This window comes from Escherichia sp. WS568 (assembly GCF_046486085.1).
Lineage (GTDB): Bacteria > Pseudomonadota > Gammaproteobacteria > Enterobacterales > Enterobacteriaceae > Escherichia > Escherichia coli.
In genome coordinates this window covers 1-18,803 of record NZ_JBJQMC010000015.1, presented here as the reverse complement: position 1 = coordinate 18,803, position 18,803 = coordinate 1, and the positions used below count along the sequence as shown (strand labels likewise).

Genomic DNA, 18,803 nt, shown 5'->3' with positions numbered 1-18,803 from the left:
ACTTAAATCTCCGTCAAGCGTTGCGTTTCTGTGGTTCCAGTTGTAACTGGACGTTCATTGAGCGAAGGAAACTCCAGGGTATCTGCTAATGCTGCAAGATCGCTTTCAGCTAAATCGGGCGACCGTTCTTCTACGGCTGGACTGATGCTCATGACAAAGCGCACCGTCTCTTCGATGCCAGTATGGCGCAGATAATGTTTGAGTTTTTGGGTCGGATACCAGTCGGACTCTCCCGACAGACTGCTGTCTTCGGCCAGAAAGCCTTCCTCCTGCAGCAGTTGTATCCAGCGCGTTGCCATTTCTGTTTGCGAGCGAATACTTGAGACACGCCCTACCTTTTCGTCGTGTATACGGGGAATACGTTCTTCCTGCACAAACCTGGCCGCCATAAGTAGGCCATCTACGGTATCGTCACCCTCGGCCTTGCGCTGGGCAATCACCTGGTCGGCAACATTATTGAGCCTGGCTACCACCGAGGCGGCATTAATGGCGTTACTCTGACCGAACTCGACACGAACGGTGTCTGGAGTTGGAAACAAATCAGCCAGCAACGCAATCAGAGTTAAGCCTGCAAACAGGCGCTGTTCTTTCCGTTCCTTACCCTGTTGCTCAGCCATTGTTTCAGGTAGCAAGCGTTTGTTCAGCCAACCCAAAGATGGGGAAAACGGACCTCGGCCATCTGCAGCCAGTAATACCCCGTAGGTCTCATGAATCCCAAGATACCGCAATTTCATACCTGTCGCGACGCCACGGATAATCTCTGTGAACAGGGCATCACCTTGCAGATCAAGAGCACGTTGAATCAGCTCATCCCCCATTTTATATCCCAGTGAATTCATAATTGCCTGCGTGGCAATCTCGGCGTAGCGTTTAGTTTGTTGATGCGCGTTGTCGTACATAACTACTCCTCAAAGGGGTATAAGGGAGCAACCGTTAACAGTTTGATATTGTTAGCCCGCCAGAGCGTTGTTTCGATAGCGCCGTCTATCTCCACTTCTATTGCGGGATCGCTGTTAGCTGCCAGGCTGCCAATATGGAGTAAACAAACCTGTTGCTCTTGTTCGGATAATTCTTCGCCCTCATAGGCGTCAAAAACATCTCTAAAGCTCACATGCCCCCAATTCTTCAATCGGTCACTAACCCAATCGCTGCATTTTTTAATGACAGATTCAGGGATACCTCGCAGGTTGGTTTCAATAGCTACAGGCTGATCGGTGAGGTCCTGTATCTCATGTGGAAGCGCCTGTTCAAATCTATCGAGATAAAGGTTCAGCAGCGCCTCAAGGTCAAACAGAATGTGCCGATCATCATCCTGTCTTCGGGGAGCCAACAGGCGTGCGGTGAGATCATCGATTTCCTTTTCGACAGTGTCGGGGGAATGAGACAGCAAGGGCTTGAGTGCACCTTTTTCCAGTGTTTCCCGAAAGAGGGTATTATCTCTGGGAATAATGAGTTTCAGACGAGCTCGCTCAAAATCTTTGTTAACATCAAGTAAGCAGTCTTGATAGCGCTGCGTAAAAGCGCAGACCTCAGCAAAAATCTCCTGTGCCCTACGTAGCTTATTTAATTTGTCGGGATTTATTTTCGAACTTCCTTCAACCAGCATTTCGGTAATGGCCGACATTGAGTTCTGGATATGTTCCAAAACCTCTCGGGTTTTATCAAAGGAATCATTGAGTACGGGACGGATATCGTGTGCATAAGATGCACTCAAATCACCAGACTGGGCGGCACGCACTTTCATCCGCATTCCAATCAGATATTGCTCCAGTTGCCGCTGTGTTGATTGGATCTGGTGTACTGCCTTGTCGATCTCTCCGCGACGGATGGTTTTAAGCGTGCGCCAGGCCAGAATCGCAGCGCGTTCTATCGGCGTTTCATCCAAGCGCAGGGTATAGAACAACATTCCTTCATCAGTCAGCGACCAGAGAATATCATCTGAGCCGGATAGCTGGTCATAGCGTACCAGACGGACTATCTGCTCTTCGGAATGCGTTCGTTGCGAGAAATCATAATAACGGAGGCGGAAAGGATCTTTGATCGCCGCAAAAATCTTGCTGGCCACTTGTGCGTAGTCGGGTTCTTCTTGTCCCGGATAGGCTTCATTGAGGTGCCCAACCAGACATAACTCCGCTTCCTTACGCGTCATTCCAGGCTGGCGCTCGCGGTCAGCATAATAAAGCATGGCGTCAAAGAGATACATGATTGCCGCCAGCGCATCAAGCTCAACACCATCGAACGGATTTCGCTGAAGGGCGCTATATATTGAATCCAGCGTCCGCACGACCAGTAAGGCGTGAGACTGAATAGACAGCTCACGACGTGCCATTGATTCATTACGAGCCTGCTCCAAAAACCCTAGCGACATAACATTCTCCCTCTGAGACGGAAGCCACTATAGTACTCGCCCGCCAATTAAGCAAAGAAACTTTGCTTAATTTTTATTTATAGCAATGTTATTTGTTTTGATGTCATTCGCCTTCTATACTCAGTCGGTATATCAAACCGCAATTGATTAACCTGCAAATAAGAATAAAACTGATATGTACTACTCAAAGTTTCTTGAGAAACACAAATCCCCCCTCAGCCACGCACAATGGTTGCGCTTGCGCTATATTGAGCGCCAGCTACTGTGGGAACGAAAGGTCACTTCGCGCATGATTGCTGAAGAGTTTGGCGTCTCGGCGCAACAAGCTCGTACTGATGTAAGAACCTATATGGAGGTCGCTCCAGGCAATGCTATTGAGAAGGGGGCCGGCCGAAAAGGGTATTTCCCCAGTACGACGTTTACGCCTGTTTTGCTGGGAGACAACGATCTGGTCTGGCGTACGACGGTAGAATTTCAACCGCCGCAAGCGGCCCACGCGCAGGAAATCCCGCTCATCCATCGCGCAGTGCATAGCCGCACGCTGGCAATTTTTTTGTCAGCAATCGAACAGAAAGGACAAGTAAAAGTGACTTATGCGTCAATGGAAAACCCGGAAGGCATATCTCGTACACTAAGCCCTACGGTAATTATCACCGTTAACGGGCGTCAGCATGTGCGAGCCTATGACTGGGGAAGTTCGGCGTTTAAGGACTTTGTTTTGGCGCGATTTCTGGACTTGCCGGAACTGATTGTTCCTGCACCCGCCCCGCCACGCAAAGATACCGCGTGGGAGGTCATAATCCCCGTGCGTTTTATAGCCAATCCAACACTAAACAAAGCGCAACAAGAGGTAATTAAGCGGGACTATTTACTTGAACCCTCTGAATTCAACATTCGTGCACCAATGATTTTTTATTTATGCCCTGAAAACAATCTGCCTAAAACAGATGATGAATATGCACAAGCTACTGACGCCAGCAGCCACGGCCCCTTTATCTACCCTGTTCTAGCTGTGCACGCCCAAACAGGGGAGCCTATTCATAAGTACCGCCATGCAGGTGAGAGATAGACATTCTGTTTACTAATAATTTATAGCCATTCACTGTTCCTGCATCATAGATATGGTGCAGCAACATTAAACACCAGCCATCTAAAAATTATGATTTATTAATTTCTGATTCAGTTAAATTCCTCTGAAAATAGATCCGTTATAGTTCCATGCATCTTTTGAAATCCCGACCAAATAATGGGGTCGGCAAACATCTATTTGAGACGTTGGTTCTCATCCTCAAGATCTTTGATTATTTTAATATCAGAAGATTCCATACCACCGTATCTGGACTTCCAGTTGTAGTAAGTGGCTCAGAGAAGCCTGCCTCCCGGCAGACATCTTTAACAGTTCGCCCGTATTCAAGCGATTTAATCACGGCGATAATCTGATGCTCAGTAAAAGGGGCTTTACGCATAGCGATCTCCTTCATTGGCAGATTGATTATGCCGGAGGATCTCTAAATGTTAATGGCACGATTATGCGGGATATTTACAATACCAGTCCAACCCTCAGCTTACTGCAATGCCCATCAAGAGGGATGGTCCACATTGACGTATCAAAATCGCTCTCTGACCAGCGAGCAAAACGCAGCTCACTGGATCGAATAAAGATAAGCAGAGTGAGTTCTGTCGCCCAGCGGGTTAGCGGCCTGCCGGTATAGCTGTCTATTTTCTCAAGTAACTCAGGGATGCGCTTTAACTCCAGCGCCGGACGATGCTGTCGATTACTGGAAGCAACCGCCCCCGCCATCTCCTGCGCCGGATTGTAATGAATTAACCCGCTTTGCACTGCATAACGCATGATGGCCGTGGTGCGCTGTTGAAGGCGGGAAGCCACTTCAAAACGTCCAGATTTCTCCACGGCTTTAATGGGAATTAACAGATCGCGGGTGCCCAGTTCAGCAATATTGCGAGCACCAATTGTTGGGAAGATATTGTCCTCCAGGCTCTTTTTTCCACGATTAGCATGATCTTCCGACCATTTTTGGTTTGTCACGAGCCACTCTCTGGCAACCTTCTCGAAAGTAATAATCTCTTTCGCCTGCTCTTCTTTCACAGCACGTTTATGCTCACGAGGATCGATACCAGCAGCGACCAGCTTTCTGGCCTCTTCCCTTTTCTTCCGCGCATCCGCCAGCGAAACATCCGGGTAAACGCCGAACGCCATCAAATGTTGTTTACCACCAAAACGGAAACGAAATCACCAATACTTTGAACCGCCAGGTTTTACAAGTAAAGACATGCCGTCGCCGTCAACAAGTGAATACTCTTTCTCCTCTGACTTCACAGAACGAACTTTAGTATCCGTTAGGGCAATAATGGTCTTCCTTCCATTGGTATCTCGTGAGTATACAAGCAATATCGAATCGGCAAATATACTCATAAGTATACTCACAAGCCTGTTGATGTGGGTTGAGTCAGGTTGACTTCAGTTGAGAAGAAAAGCTGGAAAAGCCTTGCGTGGCGCGGATTTCAGGCATAAAAAAAGACCTCAGTTGAGGTCTATTTACATACTTTTGGTGCGAAGGCCGGACTCGAACATGTGACTTAACCTCATGATTTAAAATTGTTAATAATAAACAATATCATCTTATACCAACACAGATACCAACACGAAAAATCACTGGTTTTCGGCATCGAACCAGGACAATCAGCTCCTGATTGAGATACCGAGCTCTGTTACTCGTCATCTTCCTCGACAGGCTTCATTGCATCAAGTAGTACTCGCACCATCGCGATAGAACCAATCCGGATAAAAGCATCTTCTCCATCTATATCTGTTAACTGATATCGCTCACTTGATGCCGGATAAGTGTGTCGATTTGCAGCTGTGTACTCTTTTGTACAGCCAGAATGTGGCTGACTGAGGTGGAGCAGATAATGTCCCCGTTGACCACTTCCGGACGGGAGGCTGTGATTTCAGACATAATTGATATTCCTTTTTGCAGATAAATGAAAACGCCAGCCCTGTTCAGGCTGGCGTCAGTGGAATGAAGTATGGTGAGTAATATTTATCGGTTCTGGTGCAGAAGCTGCAGTTGGCGCAGGGTACGGATACCCTCCCTGGCCTGTTCGATACAGGGCAACAGTGCTGCCGAATCCGTTTTATCCTCATCGTTGTCAAAGATAATTCCCGATTCGCAGTCGATATTGTCCTGCAGCCACACAATCAGAATATCCAGCGCCGTTTCTGTGGTTAATGATTTCATCCTGTGTCTTTTGTCCTGGTTACCAGTTGAAAGTGGGTAAATCCTGCAGACATTCAGCACCGGCATCCAGATGAATGAGACTGACGCCATAACGCCGGATGAGTGTGACAACCAGACGGCGGAACGTTCTGGACAGCCCCAGGCGTTTAAGCCGCAGAACCGGGTATGACCACGCATCGGTACGTAACAGATATCCGCTACCTGTGAAATGAATCCATTCTGATTCGCCGGTGTCATTCGTCTGATTTGACAGCGAGTACAACCAGGCATTGTCCGTTTCCGTGATATGTGCGGTACTGCAGCGTATGCCGGTAAGGGCCGCAGATGGTGGCGTGCGCTCTGCTGATGTCCGGTCAGATTCATCAACAACACGAAGGGAGTAACCGTTATCGCAGACCACGTTAATCAGTTCAGCGAGAGTAACACCATCGACGTCAACGACAATGCGCCCCATGTTCAGTGCCTGCACGTTAATGCTGTCGGCTTCCAGCGTCAGGGCCAGTTTCATTGTTTCGCCCCCGGATGTTTACCCAGGGTAATGTTATTTACCGTTCTGTAATTGTCGCGGGCCATCAGGCCGGTTGCCCGGCGGGCCCGGAGGATATCAATACTGTTTATTAACTGAGAACGAGTACAGACGCTGAATCCCGGCTGGTCGGTACGCACCAGTGCGTATTTTTCAACGAGAAAGTTCACCGCATCACACAGTGAAATGCCTGCCTCAATATGCTGCTCAATCACACGTTCATCAGCGAACGGTGTGTCATTCAGTGTGAGGCCGTAATGCTGGTCCAGCAGTCGGGTGAGCAGTGTCTGCCAGATGGTGACGGGAGACTGGCAATGCGATGCCTCCCGTACGTGTGTATCGGGTAATGTGTTCATACTGAAGATTTTCCTGATATGCAGAGATGAAAAATGGAAAAGTGGCGTGGTGAAAGCACCAGGCCGGAGAAGAAGGTTATTCTGGAGAGTTACTTTTTCGTTTCGGGCGTCGGATAAACAGCCATATAAACGTAGCCACAACTGCCGAGGGTGTCGGCTTCGCAGGTCAGCCTTTTTGCATACAGCGTGACGGTATGCTGATGGCGGGGATTCAGTTCACCGCTGGTGAGCATGAGTTCCAGTTGTTTCATCAGCAGCGGAAAGGCCTGGTCCAGATGGTACGCATCCGCGTCGCTGAACCGGCCTCTGATACCGGCGCGGTCTGCAAGGTAATGCAACCGGTTACCCTCCTGCACCAGACGTGCCCCAAAACAGGGCGTCACGGTGCAGGGCAGTCCCCACCAGGTGCGGTCGTTATTGTCGTCGGGAAGCGTTGTCCCGGGGAGTGTGTCTGACACGATAAAATCCTCACAGAAAATTGGTTAAGAATGGTCCGGTGGTGGCGATAATTCTGCTCTTCTGAATGCCCTTCCAGACTCAGTTCAGGGTGACGCTCATCAGCCGGACATACGGACCAAAACTGTCCTTACGGCGTTCTGCAAACACAGCCAGCACACCGGGAATATCCTGTACTTCACGGCCGGTATATGTATCCGTGCTACCGTGCCAGCGGTATTTACCGGTACAGAACGGAAAAAGACGGGATGCAGGATGCTGACGGTGAATACGCATGGCTTCACCACGGGTGATGATTTTCATGAGAATAGTCCTCCTGAATGTGAAAGTAAGAAACAGCTGAGAAAGAGAAACTGAAGTGATATGAAGGTGATTGTGACGGTGACGGGTTAAAGCAGACCGTGTTCGGCAAAGGAGAATACCTGGCTGCCACCGACTATCAGATGGTCCGGCACCCGGATATCCACCAGGGCCAGCGCCTGTACCAGACGTTCAGTGATAAGCCGGTCTGCCTTACTGGGGGTGACTTCACCGGACGGGTGATTGTGCGCCAGCACCACGGCAGCGGCATTGTGGTACAGGGCACGTTTAATCACCTCCCGGGGATGGACTTCTGTGCGGTTGATGGTGCCTGTGAAGAGGGTTTCACCCGCAATCAGCTGATTCTGGTTGTTCAGATACAGCACCCGGAACTCTTCCCGCTCCAGTCCTGCCATGTTCAGAATCAGCCATTCCCGTGCCGCATGCGTGGAGGTGAAGGCCACGCCGGGTTCATGAAGATGGCGGTCCAGGGTTTTCAGGGCCCGCTGAATGAGGCTGCGCTCGCCGGGCGTCATCTCTCCGGGCAGAAAGGAAAGCTGTTGCATTGTTCCGGCCCCTTTCAGTCAATGATGCGCATAATGGCGTTGCATTCCGGATGTTGCAGGGCGTAATCCCGCAACCGATAATAATGGACCGTCATGGCATAACACTCCGTACGACAGGCATGATGACTGTACGTCATCAGACAGGCAGCAATGCCGGCGGCTTCCGGGCTCATTTCAGCGCGGTTACCGTTCATGGCATTGAACAGTACCCAGGTTTCTCCATCATCTTCATCCGGTTCGGGCGCCATAAATGCGCCGCCGTTATTCAGGGTGTACAGATTCCAGATACCACCGCAGTAGTCTTCACACAGACGGTCCATCCAGCCGAAGACACGGGGCTCCAGGGTCACCCACTGTGGAATGAGGCCAAAGTGCTGCGGCCAGAAGCTGATGCGCTGTTCATCAGGGACGGGAGTGGCAACCAGTTGAGACTGGTTATTCCCTGATGCAGTAGTTACGGAAACAGAAGGTGTGGTGGAATTATGCGAAGAGGTTGTCATGAGATTATTCCTTATAAAAAGCAAATGAATGGAAGAATGCCTGGGGACTGGTACAGACGTGAGTCAGGGCTGCACTTTCAGGGAAACAGCATCAGCGCATGCTCTCCAGCAGCGTTTCTGCCATCACCCACAATGCGCGGTTGAGCTTAATATCGGTGTCGATGCTGTGAATGGCACGGGTGTGGATACGTTTTCCTCTGGCACTGCGACCGGAAATTCCGCCTTTCAGCATATTCTCCTGGATGGTCTGATAAGCACTCCACAGGTCCTTACCGTAATCCTCCCGGCGTCGTGGTGTCAGAATGTCGGCAGTGGTGACTGGCTGATGTTTGTCACCATAACGGTAAGTCAGTGCCGCCTGTGCCAGCGCCTGGCGTGCCGGTGGCGGCAGGACCAGCGACTGCATGGCATCACGCTTCTCCTCTATCCGGTCAAAAACCCCCACCACCTCGTAAGCCCCTTCAATAACTTTCTCCACCACATTTCCCCGGTGCGGAACACGCACTTCCCCCAGAGACTGACCACAGACGCATCCGTTCTGGCAGACGAACCTGAAGTAACCCGGCAGCATCTGGTAGCTGGAGGTACCGTCATGAGAGTTGAGCAGAATAATTTCAGGGACATGTTCTCCGTTTATCTCTCCGGCCCGCCGCAGACGCAGCATATGTTTGGTGTATCCCCGGCGGCCCGGGTCGCGCACACGGGTCTGGCAGGCGAAGAACGGCTGAAAGCCTTCCCGCTGCAGACTTTCCAGCACGGTGATGGTGGGGATATACGTATAGCGTTCACTGCGGGAGGTATGCCGGTCTTCCCCAAAAATACCGGGTACATAGTGCATCAGTTCTTCGTGTGTCAGCGGACGGTCACGGCGTATCTGATTCGCATAACCAAAACGACTGGCTAATTGCATACTTTGCTCCTTATGAATGAATTAGCGGTATAAACGAAAAGGCCGCGTCTCCCGGAGAAGACGCGGCCTGATGGATGAAATGAAGACGTTTATTGCCTGAGAATTCCCTCACTGGCGAGATACGAATTTAGCTGTTTTCCGGCATCAGGTTCAAAATTCCAGCACCGCCAGCGTAGCTGCCCTTCGGCATTGCGGATAACCAGCCGGAAATGCGTTCCCTGGTCATCTTCAATAAGCACATTGCGGTAAGCTGTTGTGACGGCAACCGCCTGTTCGCGTGAGAAAGGGCCTTCGGGCAATAAAACAGGGTGGCAGTCCTACATACCGGCTATTTTCCGATAAATTCAACGCTGGCGCCGGTGGCATTACCGTCAGCACCAACCGTGACGGTCACTTTGTCGTACGCACGGTCTTCAGGATTGAATACTTCAAACTCAACCTTATTGCCTTTTACTTCGTAAGAGCCAAAATCAGCGGTTTCTGTTGTTTCCTCGTCATATTCCCGGGCGTATGCCTGCCGGGCAGCCTGCAGGACGGAATCTTTATTAATAGTGGTCGTCTGTTTCGGGGAAAAACCGGCAAGTGATGTGACAAATTTCGGACAGACCTTCAGCATATCACCGCGGGTGAATTCCATTCGTACACCAAATGCCTGTAAAACGGACACATCACGCTCTGCTATGGAGTGAACGGCTTTTTTGACCATTTCCGGCGCCTGTCCGATTTCCACCTCAACAGCCCTGAATCCCGTCTGCTGATTACACATTTGTGATGTGGGGATCAGGTTACCGTTAATACTGATACGGCTGCCCAGGAGCGTCTGTACACCATTCGGGCATCCCTGCATCAGGCCGGTAATACCAATCGTGCCATTTTTCAGCATTACCAGCGCCTGACCATCTTCCGTCATGGTCTGACACCAGCCGTTTTTGACAGCCCAGTTGCCGGCGGAGGCGGAGAATGATGCCACAGTGAACAGCAGGGGAAAAAGAGCTCTGGTATTCATGACTGACCTCTGAAATGAACGTACGGTGTTATTGATAATGATGGAAGGTATGCAGTGACTGTTCAGGGAATGACGTAGCCGTATATTTAGTTTTCTGTTCAACATATTGTCTCCATACCTGTCGGGACGGCTTTGGCAGGCCGGCAATCACAGGTTAAAGGTGTTGATAAGTTTATGGATGAAAGAGAAATGTGGCAGGGCGGAGATAAAACGCTCTTCAGCGACCAGACTGTGGATGTGGCCTCTCCGTTCAAACCGTTCTGATGTCAGGCTGACTGATTTGATATCTGCCAGAGGAAAGACCTGCAGTTTTCCCTTCTGTAACGCGATCAGATACCAGCTACCGCTGTAATAAATGAGCCGGCAGGGCTCCAGTGACGGATACCATCGCTCAGTCATCAGAGAGATGTGGATACACTGTCTTATTGCCAGGATGAGTTGCGAGAAACACTCGGGGAACGTTGCAGTGATATCCGGCGCCGGTAGCCAGATAAGGCAGGGAGAGGGCTCCTGGTTGTCGGTAAGACAGGTTATCAGTCGTCCGTTCCGGAGCGGAAGTATCCGTGCGATCCCGGTATTCTGTATAAAAGAAAGCATTTCAGGGATCGCACCTGGGCTGCTCTGTCGTCTGAGGCTGTACCTGCCATTTCTGTACTCTAAATCCAGGTGAACCAGACGCTGATGAAAATCGCGCTGTAAAGTACGTTCTGTAACGCCAAATTCATCTGACAGTGTTTTTAGTGACAGAGATTCTCCGGCCATCAGTCGGCTGATAATGAGTGATAAGCGAACCGCCAGGCGATCATGCCGGGAACGATTATCAGACATAGATGTGCACTCCGTAAGAAAACATCTTTTATTTCATGATGTTATTATGCATCATGATGTTGAAAGGATGTGTCGCATCCGGATAATCAGGAATAAAATGCAGCAGAAAAAATATTCTTTTAATTATCTGATTTTTAAGCATGATTTCATAAAAAGAAGAATGCTCGTTAATCCAGCGACACATCCTGTCGGCGTGAGTGTGTCAGAACAGACGCTCCCACAGTGTGATCAGCAGGTGGATAATGCGGTCCCGGGCTTTACGCAGAAGCTGTAACATCCAGGCCGGAAAACTGAAACGGGCAACGGCGACGTCAAAACTTTTCCCGATGGTTTCACCAAAAGTCTGTTGTGCGTGTTTCTGGGCCTGTTCAGAGCGGTTTTCTCCCCGGATATGTGAATACACCGCGCTGGTTGCCTGTGGTGGCAGTGCGTGGATCATCAGCGACACAAACGCCGGAAGGTTCCAGCCGACAGGTGCAGCAACGGAGAGTACCGGAAATGATGAAGGGAACAGGGTTGCCACCCGGGCTGTCACCGTCGCCAGTGAGAGCGCCTGCTGACGGGACGGGCATTTTTCTGTGGCATTCCATTCTTCAGCAGGAAACACGCGATCGGCATGGCTGAGAACAAACAGAAAACGCGAGGGATCTGCGCCTTCATTCAGTAAAAACTGATGCATGGTAATGTCGGCGGCATACGCGCGTTCATCTGCCCGCAGGATCCAGATAATCAAATCCACTTCCGGCAGTAACTGACGGTAAAGCGCCCGGTATTCCTGATCATGTTGCGGCGTCTCTCCAATGCCGGGCAGATCGACCAGCGTCATTCTGCGTTCACCGATCTGCAGGGTAAGACGATGAGCCTGGCGGGTGCAGCCGTTCAGGGGATGTGTGGCACAGATATGGGACTGAAAAATAGCATTACACAGGCTACTTTTGCCGGTGCCGGATTTACCCATAATGCCAATCACGGGTTCGTAATGAATAACGCTGTGGAGATGTTCAAGAATTTTCTGACGAATTTCTTCAGGAAGAAACGTCAGATATGATTTCACTTGTGCGGAGAGGGAAGAATGGCTGAATGACATACCGGTATCCTGTTGATTTCACTGAACCGGATCACACTAATCCGGTTTATCATTCAGGTAATATGGACGTGAAAAATGATGGAATGTCTGAATTACGGATATTATTGTTAAAGTGTAATGGAGTATGAAGTGAGTTTTTCAGAACGGGAACTAATGACATACTGCGGTTTCAGGAGATGAGAGGATGACCGGACGTAAAAACAAATGCGTCAGAAAAAATTGTAACAATCAGGTTTTCTCAGTAAAAATGGCAGTGGAGAAAAGACTGTGCAGAAAACATTATGAGAGGTTTTGTGAGCTCAAAAAAAGAAGAGAGCAAAATCCTGTTCACAGATTAAATGAAGCATTGCCAAGAAAGATAAAAGGACCCAAAAGTAAGAAAAAATTAGTAAAAGAAAGAGAAATCATTAACAGCAGGAAGAAACATAAACAGGAGCAGGGACCATCGCTGGTTGAACTTAATAAAAAAGTTCGTGAGATACTGAAAACTCCGGCATGGAGAACGCTGGAAACGAGAATTCGAAGAAACGGTATCACATTTAAATCAAAAGCAGAGTTAGATGTACTTTCTGAACTTTATGCAATTTATTCATGGGTTTCATATTGCAAACGGAGCGATAATTATTCTGTGTGGTTTTTGAATTGTCCGGATGTAAATATAAATCTTCATGTGTGCGAATGCAGGTCTTCTGAAAGCGATTGTTATCTACCATCCCGTTTTATTATTCTTCCAGCTCCATTAAGGCAAAAAGTAAAAAGAAAATACCCTGCTAATTCGTCTGGAGTGTCAGGATATAGTGATTCAAAAAGTCTTTATAAGACTGTTTTGTCTGTTTGTGGTGGGAAAAGAGAAACCGAATTGTTCTTTTATTCACTGCCAGTAAAGACTAATCATCATCCTTACTGGATTAAAAGTGGTGTGGTTAAAAGATTTCCGCCTATTTTGGGCTTGTTGTTTTATGAACAGGAAAGGTTAACAGGAGGTGTTTTTCGTTATGTGTTGATAAAGTTTTATAATGCTTTTAAGGAGAATTTGTTTTTTGTTGAGATTATCTCGTGCTGTTTTCTTGTTGAGTTTTTTCATGATATTGATTCATTTTTTATAAATCAACGATTAAGTAAGTTGGAAATTTTTATAGATAAGTGGAGGGAGGGTAAAGAAATCTGGATAAAAGCATATCTACAACTGATACATAATGCATTGGGAATAACTGAAACAGAAAAACTCGTCAATCTATATAATTCATTTTTTACTGATAAAGTGGTTCTCTGGGATGAATCAGTAAAAAAAGTTAAGTGGATTTATGAGAAATAGCACCATTTAACTGAAAGCTACCATAACGTCTTTTTGATCACACGCATGATAATGCGTCTCATTTAAATTTCGTTTTTTGGGTCATGGAAATTTTCCGAACATCAGTGATAATGAGGGTTTTGTTGTTTTTGTTTCTGCAATGTTTGAGGGCTGTTCCTGGAGACGATTCGTTGCTTGTGAGCAAGTGGTGGTCCGCTTTACTGGACGAGTTTTGCATTTGTTGAGTGGTGAAATGGAAGTAAAAAGAGCCCCTTTCTGGCAATGACTGAAAAAGTCAGTAGCGTGTAACAGTAAAAACTAACATAAAGTGATTATCGTATGATTATGACAATAACTTATAACTTTTATGAAAAGAACAACAGAAACTACGAAGCCATAACAGATTCCTGAGACCATGTTTTCTGAGGTAGAGAAAATAATTCAAGAGTAAACCAGTTTGTTTTTTGGTCAGTAAAGAACCATGCCTGATGTGAAAACGGGTAATCAACATTCAGTCTGCATGGATGTTTGGAAGAGTTGAGAATGTCGGTATGATACTATATACACGTATTTTTACTAAGCATTTCAGTAAGTGTTATACACGTATTTTCATAAACACTTCTACAAGTGTTTTCGTTAAGCATTGCTATACACATCCAGTTTAGTAAATCTTTACGTTAACTAAATCAGTTTAATGCTGCTGTAAAACCTTTCTGCTTCAGCAATCAATCTGCTATTCGATTTTACTGATGTTACGTTTAACCTTTCCTGATATTTCGAGTTTCGACGTTAGCATGAGAAAAGTATCTTTACGCTAAATCAACCCGAACTTTCCTGAAGTAATCTGACGTTCTTTTCGATGTGCTTACGACGATTCTGTTAAACGACTTTCTGGATGTTTTGATAACAATCAGATTTAGGCATTAACGATTCCTGACGTTTTTCTTTTCCGTGTAAGGTCATTGTTTTCGTCATGAGGTTTCTTCTTGCATTGCGAAAGTGTGATGAACGGTTTTGGTGTTTTGATTCAGATGAAGTTTACGTTATCGATGGTTAATCGTTTTTATGGTGCGTAGTGAAACGTAACGCTTTCAGGAAGGGAAAATCGATTCTGATGGGGATGATCGTGTAACGGCGTTATCTGTAAACAGGTTTTAAACATGTCATTCGCATCCGTGATTAAGTTGTGTGATTAAGCTGTAGGTTTTGGCGTTGTTGTTGATTTGCATTACCAGGAAGCGTTCTGGTTGCGTTTCTGGTGTTTTGTTTGAATGTTCTGTGGATCCTTTTCCCTTCTGACTTTTCTCGTTGTCCATGTCGTTTTTAAATCCATTCGCTGTTCTTGAGTGTTTTTACCCTGTGTGTAGGATTATCTTTTTGTTCCGTTTCAATCACTCTTAATCAGAAAGTTGTAGCATTGCTCAATGCCGGATGCCGTAAAGTTTTACCGCGGTGATTAATGATGTGAAGTCAATCCAAATCAACGGAGATCTCTCATCATGAATCAACCAATACACAATGCTTACTGGTTATCCCGTTTTGAAAGTATTCTCAACGGTGCCCTGGCGCAACACCGTGCCGTCTCGTTAATCCGGGTGGATTTACGTTTCCCTGAGTATATGCCTGCCACCATCATGGATACCGATTTAGATTCAGCGGTGATTTCTCGTTTTTTTGCATCCCTGAAAGCAAAAATTCAGGCTTACCAGCGGAAAAAACGACGTGCCAACAAGCGTGTGCGTGCAACCACTCTGCGTTATTTCTGGTGTCGGGAGTTTGGCAAGGAAAAAGGCAGGAAACATTATCACGTGATATTACTGCTCAACAAAGATACCTGGTGCTCGCCAGGGGATTTCACCGTTCCTTCTTCGCTGGCGACGCTGATCCAACTGGCATGGTGCAGTGCTCTGCATCTTGAGCCCTGGCAGGGTAATGGACTGGTTCATTTTTCCAGGCGGACGCCTTTCCGTAAACCGACATCATCTGATGCTCGCCCTTCTTCCGATGATACGCCTGTGCCTGGTGGATGTTCTGATACCCGGAAGGATTCTGACAAAAAATCTGGTGGATCCGCTGTTCTCTGGGTCAAGCGTGGTGATGTGGAAGCGATGCAGAAAGCCATGGAGAGAGCCCGTTATCTCGTGAAGTATGAGACGAAGCAGCATGACGGTTCTGGTCAACGTAATTATGGTTGCAGTCGTGGGCTGGGGCGTCTACTGGATGGCAGGTGAACCCTGTAAAACAGCATCCGATGCCTGAGTTTATGCCAACGCCCTTAGCTCGCTTTCTGAAAAGTCGTCCTGAAGTAATGCAATGGATTGCCATCTACTTCCGTTCGTGACACATAAGTCGAAAAACCTTTGGTTGTTCTGGTTATTTGCATTTACTGCCATTCATAGAAATGAACAGATCGATTGGTAGGACTCAAATGTTATAGCGTCTCTCTTCTCATAGTCTGCTTTGTACCAGACGCGGAATCCCCTAATGCTGGTGTACAGGTTCTGACTCATTTCCTCCCCCACTTTCATCCCGTTATACTGTGAAAAAAGGAGGTAGGCGTGAAACTGAAAATGCAGGATTTGAGGCTGTTTAATATTGTGTTCGAGAGCGATCCTGGCTGGATACTGGATTTCTCTAACCGCACCTTGTCTGCTTTTTTCGATGAAGAATTGAACATTGATATTGATGATGAACGTTATCAGAAAGAGGGGACGTCAAAAGCCAAACGAGTTAGATGCTTGCTGAAACAGGTTGATCGTGAGACCGCTCTGCGGGTTCTTGGTGCGCTCTGGCAGTATAAAACGGAATCCATGCCTGAACAGGCTGAACAAAGCCGTAATGACTATCTTGCACTGATTTCCCGCTTAGAAAACGCTGACACCGATGAAGCCAAAGGCGTTAAGCCTGTCCAGGCATGGCATGGTGTTGACTGGCATTCACTTATCGCTGAAATGAACGAGATGAAATCTCTGCCGCCACATCCACGTGGTTTTCGGTTTGAAGCCTGGCTTGCTGAACTGTTCAGTATCTTTAAGCTTGCTCCCCGTTCGTCTTTCCGAAATACAGGCGAACAGATTGACGGAAGTTTCCGACTGAATGATGAATTTTACCTGATGGAGGCAAAGTGGCATCAGAAAAGAACGTCGGCTGCCGACCTCCATGTATTTGAAGGAAAGCTCAGTACCAAGGCAACCTGGACACGCGGTGTTTTTATCAGTTGGATGGGCTTTACGCCTGAAGGCCTGACGGCTTTTGGTAAAGGGAAGCGGGTTATCTGTGTCAGTGGTTATGATCTTTACCACTCACTGAATCATAGGATCCCTTTACCCGACCTTCTGGATGCTAAAACCCGGCACGCGGCTGAAACGGGAGAGCCCTATGCTGAGTTCGACCGACTATATGCACTGAAAGACAAACAGTTCGGCACGCTGAAATAACGGGTTGGGAAGCGATGACCTGCTCCCCGTTGTTTCACACAGAATCGTGTACAGGGTCGAAGTTCTGGCTCAATGTGCTGACTGAACTGAAAAACCGCGGTCTGAACGATATCCTCATCACCTGTGTAGATAGCCTGAAAGGCTTTCCAGATGCCATCAACACAGTATATCCGGAGGCCAGCATCCAGTTATGCATCGTGCATATGGTGCGCAACAGCCTGCGCTTCGTGTCATGGAAGGACTACAAAGCCGTCACTCGCGACCTGAAAGAGATTTAATCAGGCACCCACGGAAGAGACAGGCTAGCAAGCACTAGATAAGTCGGAGCTGGCAGGCTAACTGACCGAATCTTACCACGTTCTTCGCTTATCTGACGGACATTCGCAAAGTGCGCTATACGACGAATGCCATCGAGTCACTAAACAGTGTGATCCGCCATGCGATCAAAAAGCGTAAAGTGTTCCCGACAGACGACTCGGTGAAAAAAGTGGTGTGGCTGGCAATCCAGTCTGCGTCCCAGAAATGGACGGTGTCGTTGAAGGACAGGTGTATGGCAATGAGCCGCTTTATTATCGAGTTCGGTGACTGCCTGTCACTTCTGAAAAAAGGCATTTACACAGAATCCTAAACAGGTTCCGACATTCCCCACTCATACTAAACACCTTGTCACTTGACGCAGGGCTGAACATTTTACAACAACGGTATACCAATATGATATTGGTTTACTAAATTTTTTGGGAATCCCTCAGGGAATTTCTCCCTATACTTCCAGACATCTGTTATCATTTAACCCATTACTGATCCGCTGCCGCATATATACCTGCGGCGAGCGATAACTTAGAACTATGCTGCATTGTAATGTTCGATTGCTACTGCATGGTTATGCAATGCCGTCATTAACATCTGGCTTGGGCATGAACACGATGTAGTCACGCTTTATCGTTTTCACGAAGCTCTCTGCTATTCTGTTACTCTCCGGACTCCGCACCGCCGTGTTCTTCGATTCAAGTCCCAACATCCGAGCGAACTGGCGTGTTTCATTAGCCCGGTAGCATGAACCATTATCTGTCAGCCACTCCACTGGAGACGCCGGAAGCTCGTTGCCGAAGCGGCGTTCCACCGCTCCTGGCATGACGTCCTGTACTGTTTCACTGTTGAAGCCGCCGGTAGTGACCGCCCAGTGCATCACCCCGGCAATAAGGGAGCGTGCGCTATCCACTTTTTGCACGTCCATATTCAACGGCTTCTTTAATGAGTTTGTAGTGGCACAGTAAATTTGGCCACCTGATTAAAGGTGATATTCTCACCTCAACACAAAACAGGTGACTTAATGAACAAGAAAACCAAACGTACTTTCACCCCTGAGTTCAGGCTGGAATGTGCACAGCTGATTGTTGATAAGGGCTATTCGTATCGACAAGCCAGTGAGGCGATGAATGTCGGTTCTACCACGCTTGAGAGCTGGGTACGTCAGCTCAGGCGAGAGCGCCAAGGTATTGCGCCCTCTGCAACACCCATTACCCCTGAACAGCAACGTATTCGCGAGCTGGAAAAGCAGGTTCGCCGACTGGAGGAACAAAATACGATATTAAAAAAGGCTACCGCGCTCTTGATGTCCGACTCACTGAACGGTTTACGATAGTTTCCAGACTGAGTGACAGCCACTCAGTTGTCAGCCTCTGTTCCGCACTGGGAATACACCGCAGCAGTTACCGGTACTGGCGAAAACGACGCGATACGGTTAATTCGGCTCGCGTCAGGTTGTGCAGCGAAATACGCCGGGCATGGAACCAGAGCCGGGGCTCTGCAGGCGCGCGCACGCTGGCTGAAATGCTGACCCAAAACGGCGTCCCGATGAGCCGTTATCGTGCCGGACGGCTGATGAAATACCTGAACCTGAGCAGTTGTC

The 18,803-nt window shown here is 47.9% G+C and carries 20 protein-coding genes and 7 pseudogenes; 8 read left to right on the top strand and 19 right to left on the bottom strand.

Going from position 1 to position 18,803, the window contains the following annotated elements:
* Nucleotides 1–2: 2 nt before the first annotated feature.
* Together ACJHWR_RS16595 and ACJHWR_RS16590 are read right to left on the bottom strand one after the other, a co-directional pair.
* Complete coding sequence (locus ACJHWR_RS16595; protein WP_000272179.1) at nucleotides 3–899, bottom strand: hypothetical protein; 897 nt, start codon at nucleotides 897–899, stop codon at nucleotides 3–5.
* A 2-nt stretch (nucleotides 900–901) separates the two neighbouring features.
* On the bottom strand, nucleotides 902–2,368 hold the full coding sequence (locus tag ACJHWR_RS16590; protein WP_000051976.1) for a hypothetical protein: 1,467 nt from the start codon (nucleotides 2,366–2,368) through the stop codon (nucleotides 902–904).
* 175 nt (nucleotides 2,369–2,543) lie between these two features.
* Here ACJHWR_RS16590 and ACJHWR_RS16585 point away from each other — a divergent pair, with 175 nt between their 5' ends.
* Nucleotides 2,544–3,437: a WYL domain-containing protein gene (locus ACJHWR_RS16585; RefSeq protein WP_000291809.1), complete on the top strand. Its 894-nt coding sequence runs from the start codon at nucleotides 2,544–2,546 to the stop codon at nucleotides 3,435–3,437.
* Nucleotides 3,438–3,634: 197 nt separating this feature from the next.
* On the opposite strand, the pseudogene ACJHWR_RS16580 reads toward ACJHWR_RS16585, so the two are convergent.
* From ACJHWR_RS16580 to ACJHWR_RS16505, 16 genes and pseudogenes are all read right to left on the bottom strand, one after another.
* A pseudogene (locus ACJHWR_RS16580) lies at nucleotides 3,635–3,834 on the bottom strand (transposase); the annotation flags it as partial.
* A 119-nt stretch (nucleotides 3,835–3,953) separates the two neighbouring features.
* A pseudogene (locus tag ACJHWR_RS16575) lies at nucleotides 3,954–4,736 on the bottom strand (tyrosine-type recombinase/integrase); the annotation flags it as partial.
* A gap of 362 nt (nucleotides 4,737–5,098) precedes the next feature.
* Nucleotides 5,099–5,227, bottom strand: a pseudogene (locus ACJHWR_RS16570) (transcriptional regulator); the annotation flags it as partial.
* Nucleotides 5,203–5,346: pseudogene (locus tag ACJHWR_RS16565) on the bottom strand (hypothetical protein); the annotation flags it as partial. The pseudogenes ACJHWR_RS16570 and ACJHWR_RS16565, both read right to left, overlap by 25 nt.
* A gap of 84 nt (nucleotides 5,347–5,430) precedes the next feature.
* Complete coding sequence (locus tag ACJHWR_RS16560; RefSeq protein ID WP_001327226.1) at nucleotides 5,431–5,628, bottom strand: DUF957 domain-containing protein; 198 nt, start codon at nucleotides 5,626–5,628, stop codon at nucleotides 5,431–5,433.
* A 19-nt stretch (nucleotides 5,629–5,647) separates the two neighbouring features.
* Nucleotides 5,648–6,136 (bottom strand): DUF5983 family protein, encoded by a 489-nt coding sequence (locus ACJHWR_RS16555; protein WP_000761685.1) that lies wholly within the window; start codon nucleotides 6,134–6,136, stop codon nucleotides 5,648–5,650.
* Nucleotides 6,133–6,510 (bottom strand): TA system toxin CbtA family protein, encoded by a 378-nt coding sequence (locus tag ACJHWR_RS16550; RefSeq protein ID WP_001094444.1) that lies wholly within the window; start codon nucleotides 6,508–6,510, stop codon nucleotides 6,133–6,135. Before ACJHWR_RS16550 ends, ACJHWR_RS16555 begins: the two co-directional genes overlap by 4 nt.
* A gap of 89 nt (nucleotides 6,511–6,599) precedes the next feature.
* Complete coding sequence (locus ACJHWR_RS16545; protein WP_001285607.1) at nucleotides 6,600–6,968, bottom strand: type IV toxin-antitoxin system YeeU family antitoxin; 369 nt, start codon at nucleotides 6,966–6,968, stop codon at nucleotides 6,600–6,602.
* A 79-nt stretch (nucleotides 6,969–7,047) separates the two neighbouring features.
* Nucleotides 7,048–7,269: a DUF987 domain-containing protein gene (locus ACJHWR_RS16540; protein WP_000692350.1), complete on the bottom strand. Its 222-nt coding sequence runs from the start codon at nucleotides 7,267–7,269 to the stop codon at nucleotides 7,048–7,050.
* Between the two features lie 86 nt (nucleotides 7,270–7,355).
* Nucleotides 7,356–7,832 (bottom strand): RadC family protein, encoded by a 477-nt coding sequence (locus ACJHWR_RS16535; protein ID WP_001384029.1) that lies wholly within the window; start codon nucleotides 7,830–7,832, stop codon nucleotides 7,356–7,358.
* Nucleotides 7,833–7,846: 14 nt separating this feature from the next.
* On the bottom strand, nucleotides 7,847–8,332 hold the full coding sequence (locus ACJHWR_RS16530; RefSeq protein ID WP_000213722.1) for an antirestriction protein: 486 nt from the start codon (nucleotides 8,330–8,332) through the stop codon (nucleotides 7,847–7,849).
* Between the two features lie 91 nt (nucleotides 8,333–8,423).
* Nucleotides 8,424–9,242, bottom strand: a complete 819-nt coding sequence (locus ACJHWR_RS16525) for a DUF932 domain-containing protein (protein ID WP_001175175.1) — start codon at nucleotides 9,240–9,242, stop codon at nucleotides 8,424–8,426.
* Between the two features lie 89 nt (nucleotides 9,243–9,331).
* Nucleotides 9,332–9,541 carry a DUF905 family protein gene (locus ACJHWR_RS16520; RefSeq protein ID WP_032150870.1) on the bottom strand — a complete coding sequence of 70 codons (210 nt, stop codon included), beginning with the start codon at nucleotides 9,539–9,541 and terminating at the stop codon, nucleotides 9,332–9,334.
* Nucleotides 9,542–9,570: 29 nt separating this feature from the next.
* Complete coding sequence (locus ACJHWR_RS16515) at nucleotides 9,571–10,248, bottom strand: hypothetical protein (RefSeq protein ID WP_001097301.1); 678 nt, start codon at nucleotides 10,246–10,248, stop codon at nucleotides 9,571–9,573.
* 147 nt (nucleotides 10,249–10,395) lie between these two features.
* Complete coding sequence (locus ACJHWR_RS16510; protein ID WP_001282919.1) at nucleotides 10,396–11,076, bottom strand: helix-turn-helix transcriptional regulator; 681 nt, start codon at nucleotides 11,074–11,076, stop codon at nucleotides 10,396–10,398.
* Between the two features lie 202 nt (nucleotides 11,077–11,278).
* Nucleotides 11,279–12,163 (bottom strand): GTPase, encoded by an 885-nt coding sequence (locus tag ACJHWR_RS16505; RefSeq protein ID WP_000010408.1) that lies wholly within the window; start codon nucleotides 12,161–12,163, stop codon nucleotides 11,279–11,281.
* 184 nt (nucleotides 12,164–12,347) lie between these two features.
* Here ACJHWR_RS16505 and ACJHWR_RS16500 point away from each other — a divergent pair, with 184 nt between their 5' ends.
* The 6 genes and pseudogenes from ACJHWR_RS16500 (at nucleotide 12,348) to ACJHWR_RS16475 (ending at nucleotide 17,522) form a co-directional block, all read left to right on the top strand.
* Complete coding sequence (locus ACJHWR_RS16500) at nucleotides 12,348–13,478, top strand: hypothetical protein (RefSeq protein ID WP_000147750.1); 1,131 nt, start codon at nucleotides 12,348–12,350, stop codon at nucleotides 13,476–13,478.
* 1,478 nt (nucleotides 13,479–14,956) lie between these two features.
* Nucleotides 14,957–15,688 carry an inovirus Gp2 family protein gene (locus ACJHWR_RS16495; protein ID WP_001075464.1) on the top strand — a complete coding sequence of 244 codons (732 nt, stop codon included), beginning with the start codon at nucleotides 14,957–14,959 and terminating at the stop codon, nucleotides 15,686–15,688.
* A gap of 327 nt (nucleotides 15,689–16,015) precedes the next feature.
* Entirely contained in the window at nucleotides 16,016–16,894 is an 879-nt protein-coding gene (locus ACJHWR_RS16490) for a restriction endonuclease (protein WP_000769116.1), read from the top strand.
* A gap of 14 nt (nucleotides 16,895–16,908) precedes the next feature.
* A pseudogene (locus ACJHWR_RS16485) lies at nucleotides 16,909–17,109 on the top strand (transposase); the annotation flags it as partial.
* Complete coding sequence (gene astA / locus ACJHWR_RS16480; RefSeq protein ID WP_072292379.1) at nucleotides 17,063–17,161, top strand: heat-stable enterotoxin EAST1; 99 nt, start codon at nucleotides 17,063–17,065, stop codon at nucleotides 17,159–17,161. The pseudogene ACJHWR_RS16485 and the gene astA, both read left to right, overlap by 47 nt.
* Before the next feature lie 121 nt (nucleotides 17,162–17,282).
* The gene (locus tag ACJHWR_RS16475; RefSeq protein ID WP_001270905.1) at nucleotides 17,283–17,522 is read left to right on the top strand and encodes a transposase; all 240 of its coding nucleotides are present in this window, start codon (nucleotides 17,283–17,285) and stop codon (nucleotides 17,520–17,522) included.
* Nucleotides 17,523–17,654: 132 nt separating this feature from the next.
* Here the strand turns inward: ACJHWR_RS16475 and ACJHWR_RS16470 are convergent.
* Nucleotides 17,655–18,080: pseudogene (locus ACJHWR_RS16470) on the bottom strand (integrase core domain-containing protein); the annotation flags it as partial.
* Between the two features lie 108 nt (nucleotides 18,081–18,188).
* On the opposite strand from ACJHWR_RS16470, the pseudogene ACJHWR_RS16465 reads away from it, so the two are divergent.
* A pseudogene (locus ACJHWR_RS16465) lies at nucleotides 18,189–18,803 on the top strand (transposase); the annotation flags it as partial.

Coding starts and splice junctions, on each gene's coding strand:
- ACJHWR_RS16595 (WP_000272179.1), bottom strand. CDS start 899: ATGTACGACAACGCGCATCAACAAACTAAACGCTACGCCGAGATTGCC.
- ACJHWR_RS16550 (WP_001094444.1), bottom strand. CDS start 6,510: ATGAACACATTACCCGATACACACGTACGGGAGGCATCGCATTGCCAG.
- ACJHWR_RS16500 (WP_000147750.1), top strand. CDS start 12,348: ATGACCGGACGTAAAAACAAATGCGTCAGAAAAAATTGTAACAATCAG.
- ACJHWR_RS16560 (WP_001327226.1), bottom strand. CDS start 5,628: ATGAAATCATTAACCACAGAAACGGCGCTGGATATTCTGATTGTGTGG.
- ACJHWR_RS16525 (WP_001175175.1), bottom strand. CDS start 9,242: ATGCAATTAGCCAGTCGTTTTGGTTATGCGAATCAGATACGCCGTGAC.
- ACJHWR_RS16515 (WP_001097301.1), bottom strand. CDS start 10,248: ATGAATACCAGAGCTCTTTTTCCCCTGCTGTTCACTGTGGCATCATTC.
- ACJHWR_RS16555 (WP_000761685.1), bottom strand. CDS start 6,136: ATGAAACTGGCCCTGACGCTGGAAGCCGACAGCATTAACGTGCAGGCA.
- ACJHWR_RS16535 (WP_001384029.1), bottom strand. CDS start 7,832: ATGCAACAGCTTTCCTTTCTGCCCGGAGAGATGACGCCCGGCGAGCGC.
- ACJHWR_RS16540 (WP_000692350.1), bottom strand. CDS start 7,269: ATGAAAATCATCACCCGTGGTGAAGCCATGCGTATTCACCGTCAGCAT.
- ACJHWR_RS16530 (WP_000213722.1), bottom strand. CDS start 8,332: ATGACAACCTCTTCGCATAATTCCACCACACCTTCTGTTTCCGTAACT.
- ACJHWR_RS16505 (WP_000010408.1), bottom strand. CDS start 12,163: ATGTCATTCAGCCATTCTTCCCTCTCCGCACAAGTGAAATCATATCTG.
- ACJHWR_RS16585 (WP_000291809.1), top strand. CDS start 2,544: ATGTACTACTCAAAGTTTCTTGAGAAACACAAATCCCCCCTCAGCCAC.
- ACJHWR_RS16590 (WP_000051976.1), bottom strand. CDS start 2,368: ATGTCGCTAGGGTTTTTGGAGCAGGCTCGTAATGAATCAATGGCACGT.
- ACJHWR_RS16510 (WP_001282919.1), bottom strand. CDS start 11,076: ATGTCTGATAATCGTTCCCGGCATGATCGCCTGGCGGTTCGCTTATCA.
- ACJHWR_RS16495 (WP_001075464.1), top strand. CDS start 14,957: ATGAATCAACCAATACACAATGCTTACTGGTTATCCCGTTTTGAAAGT.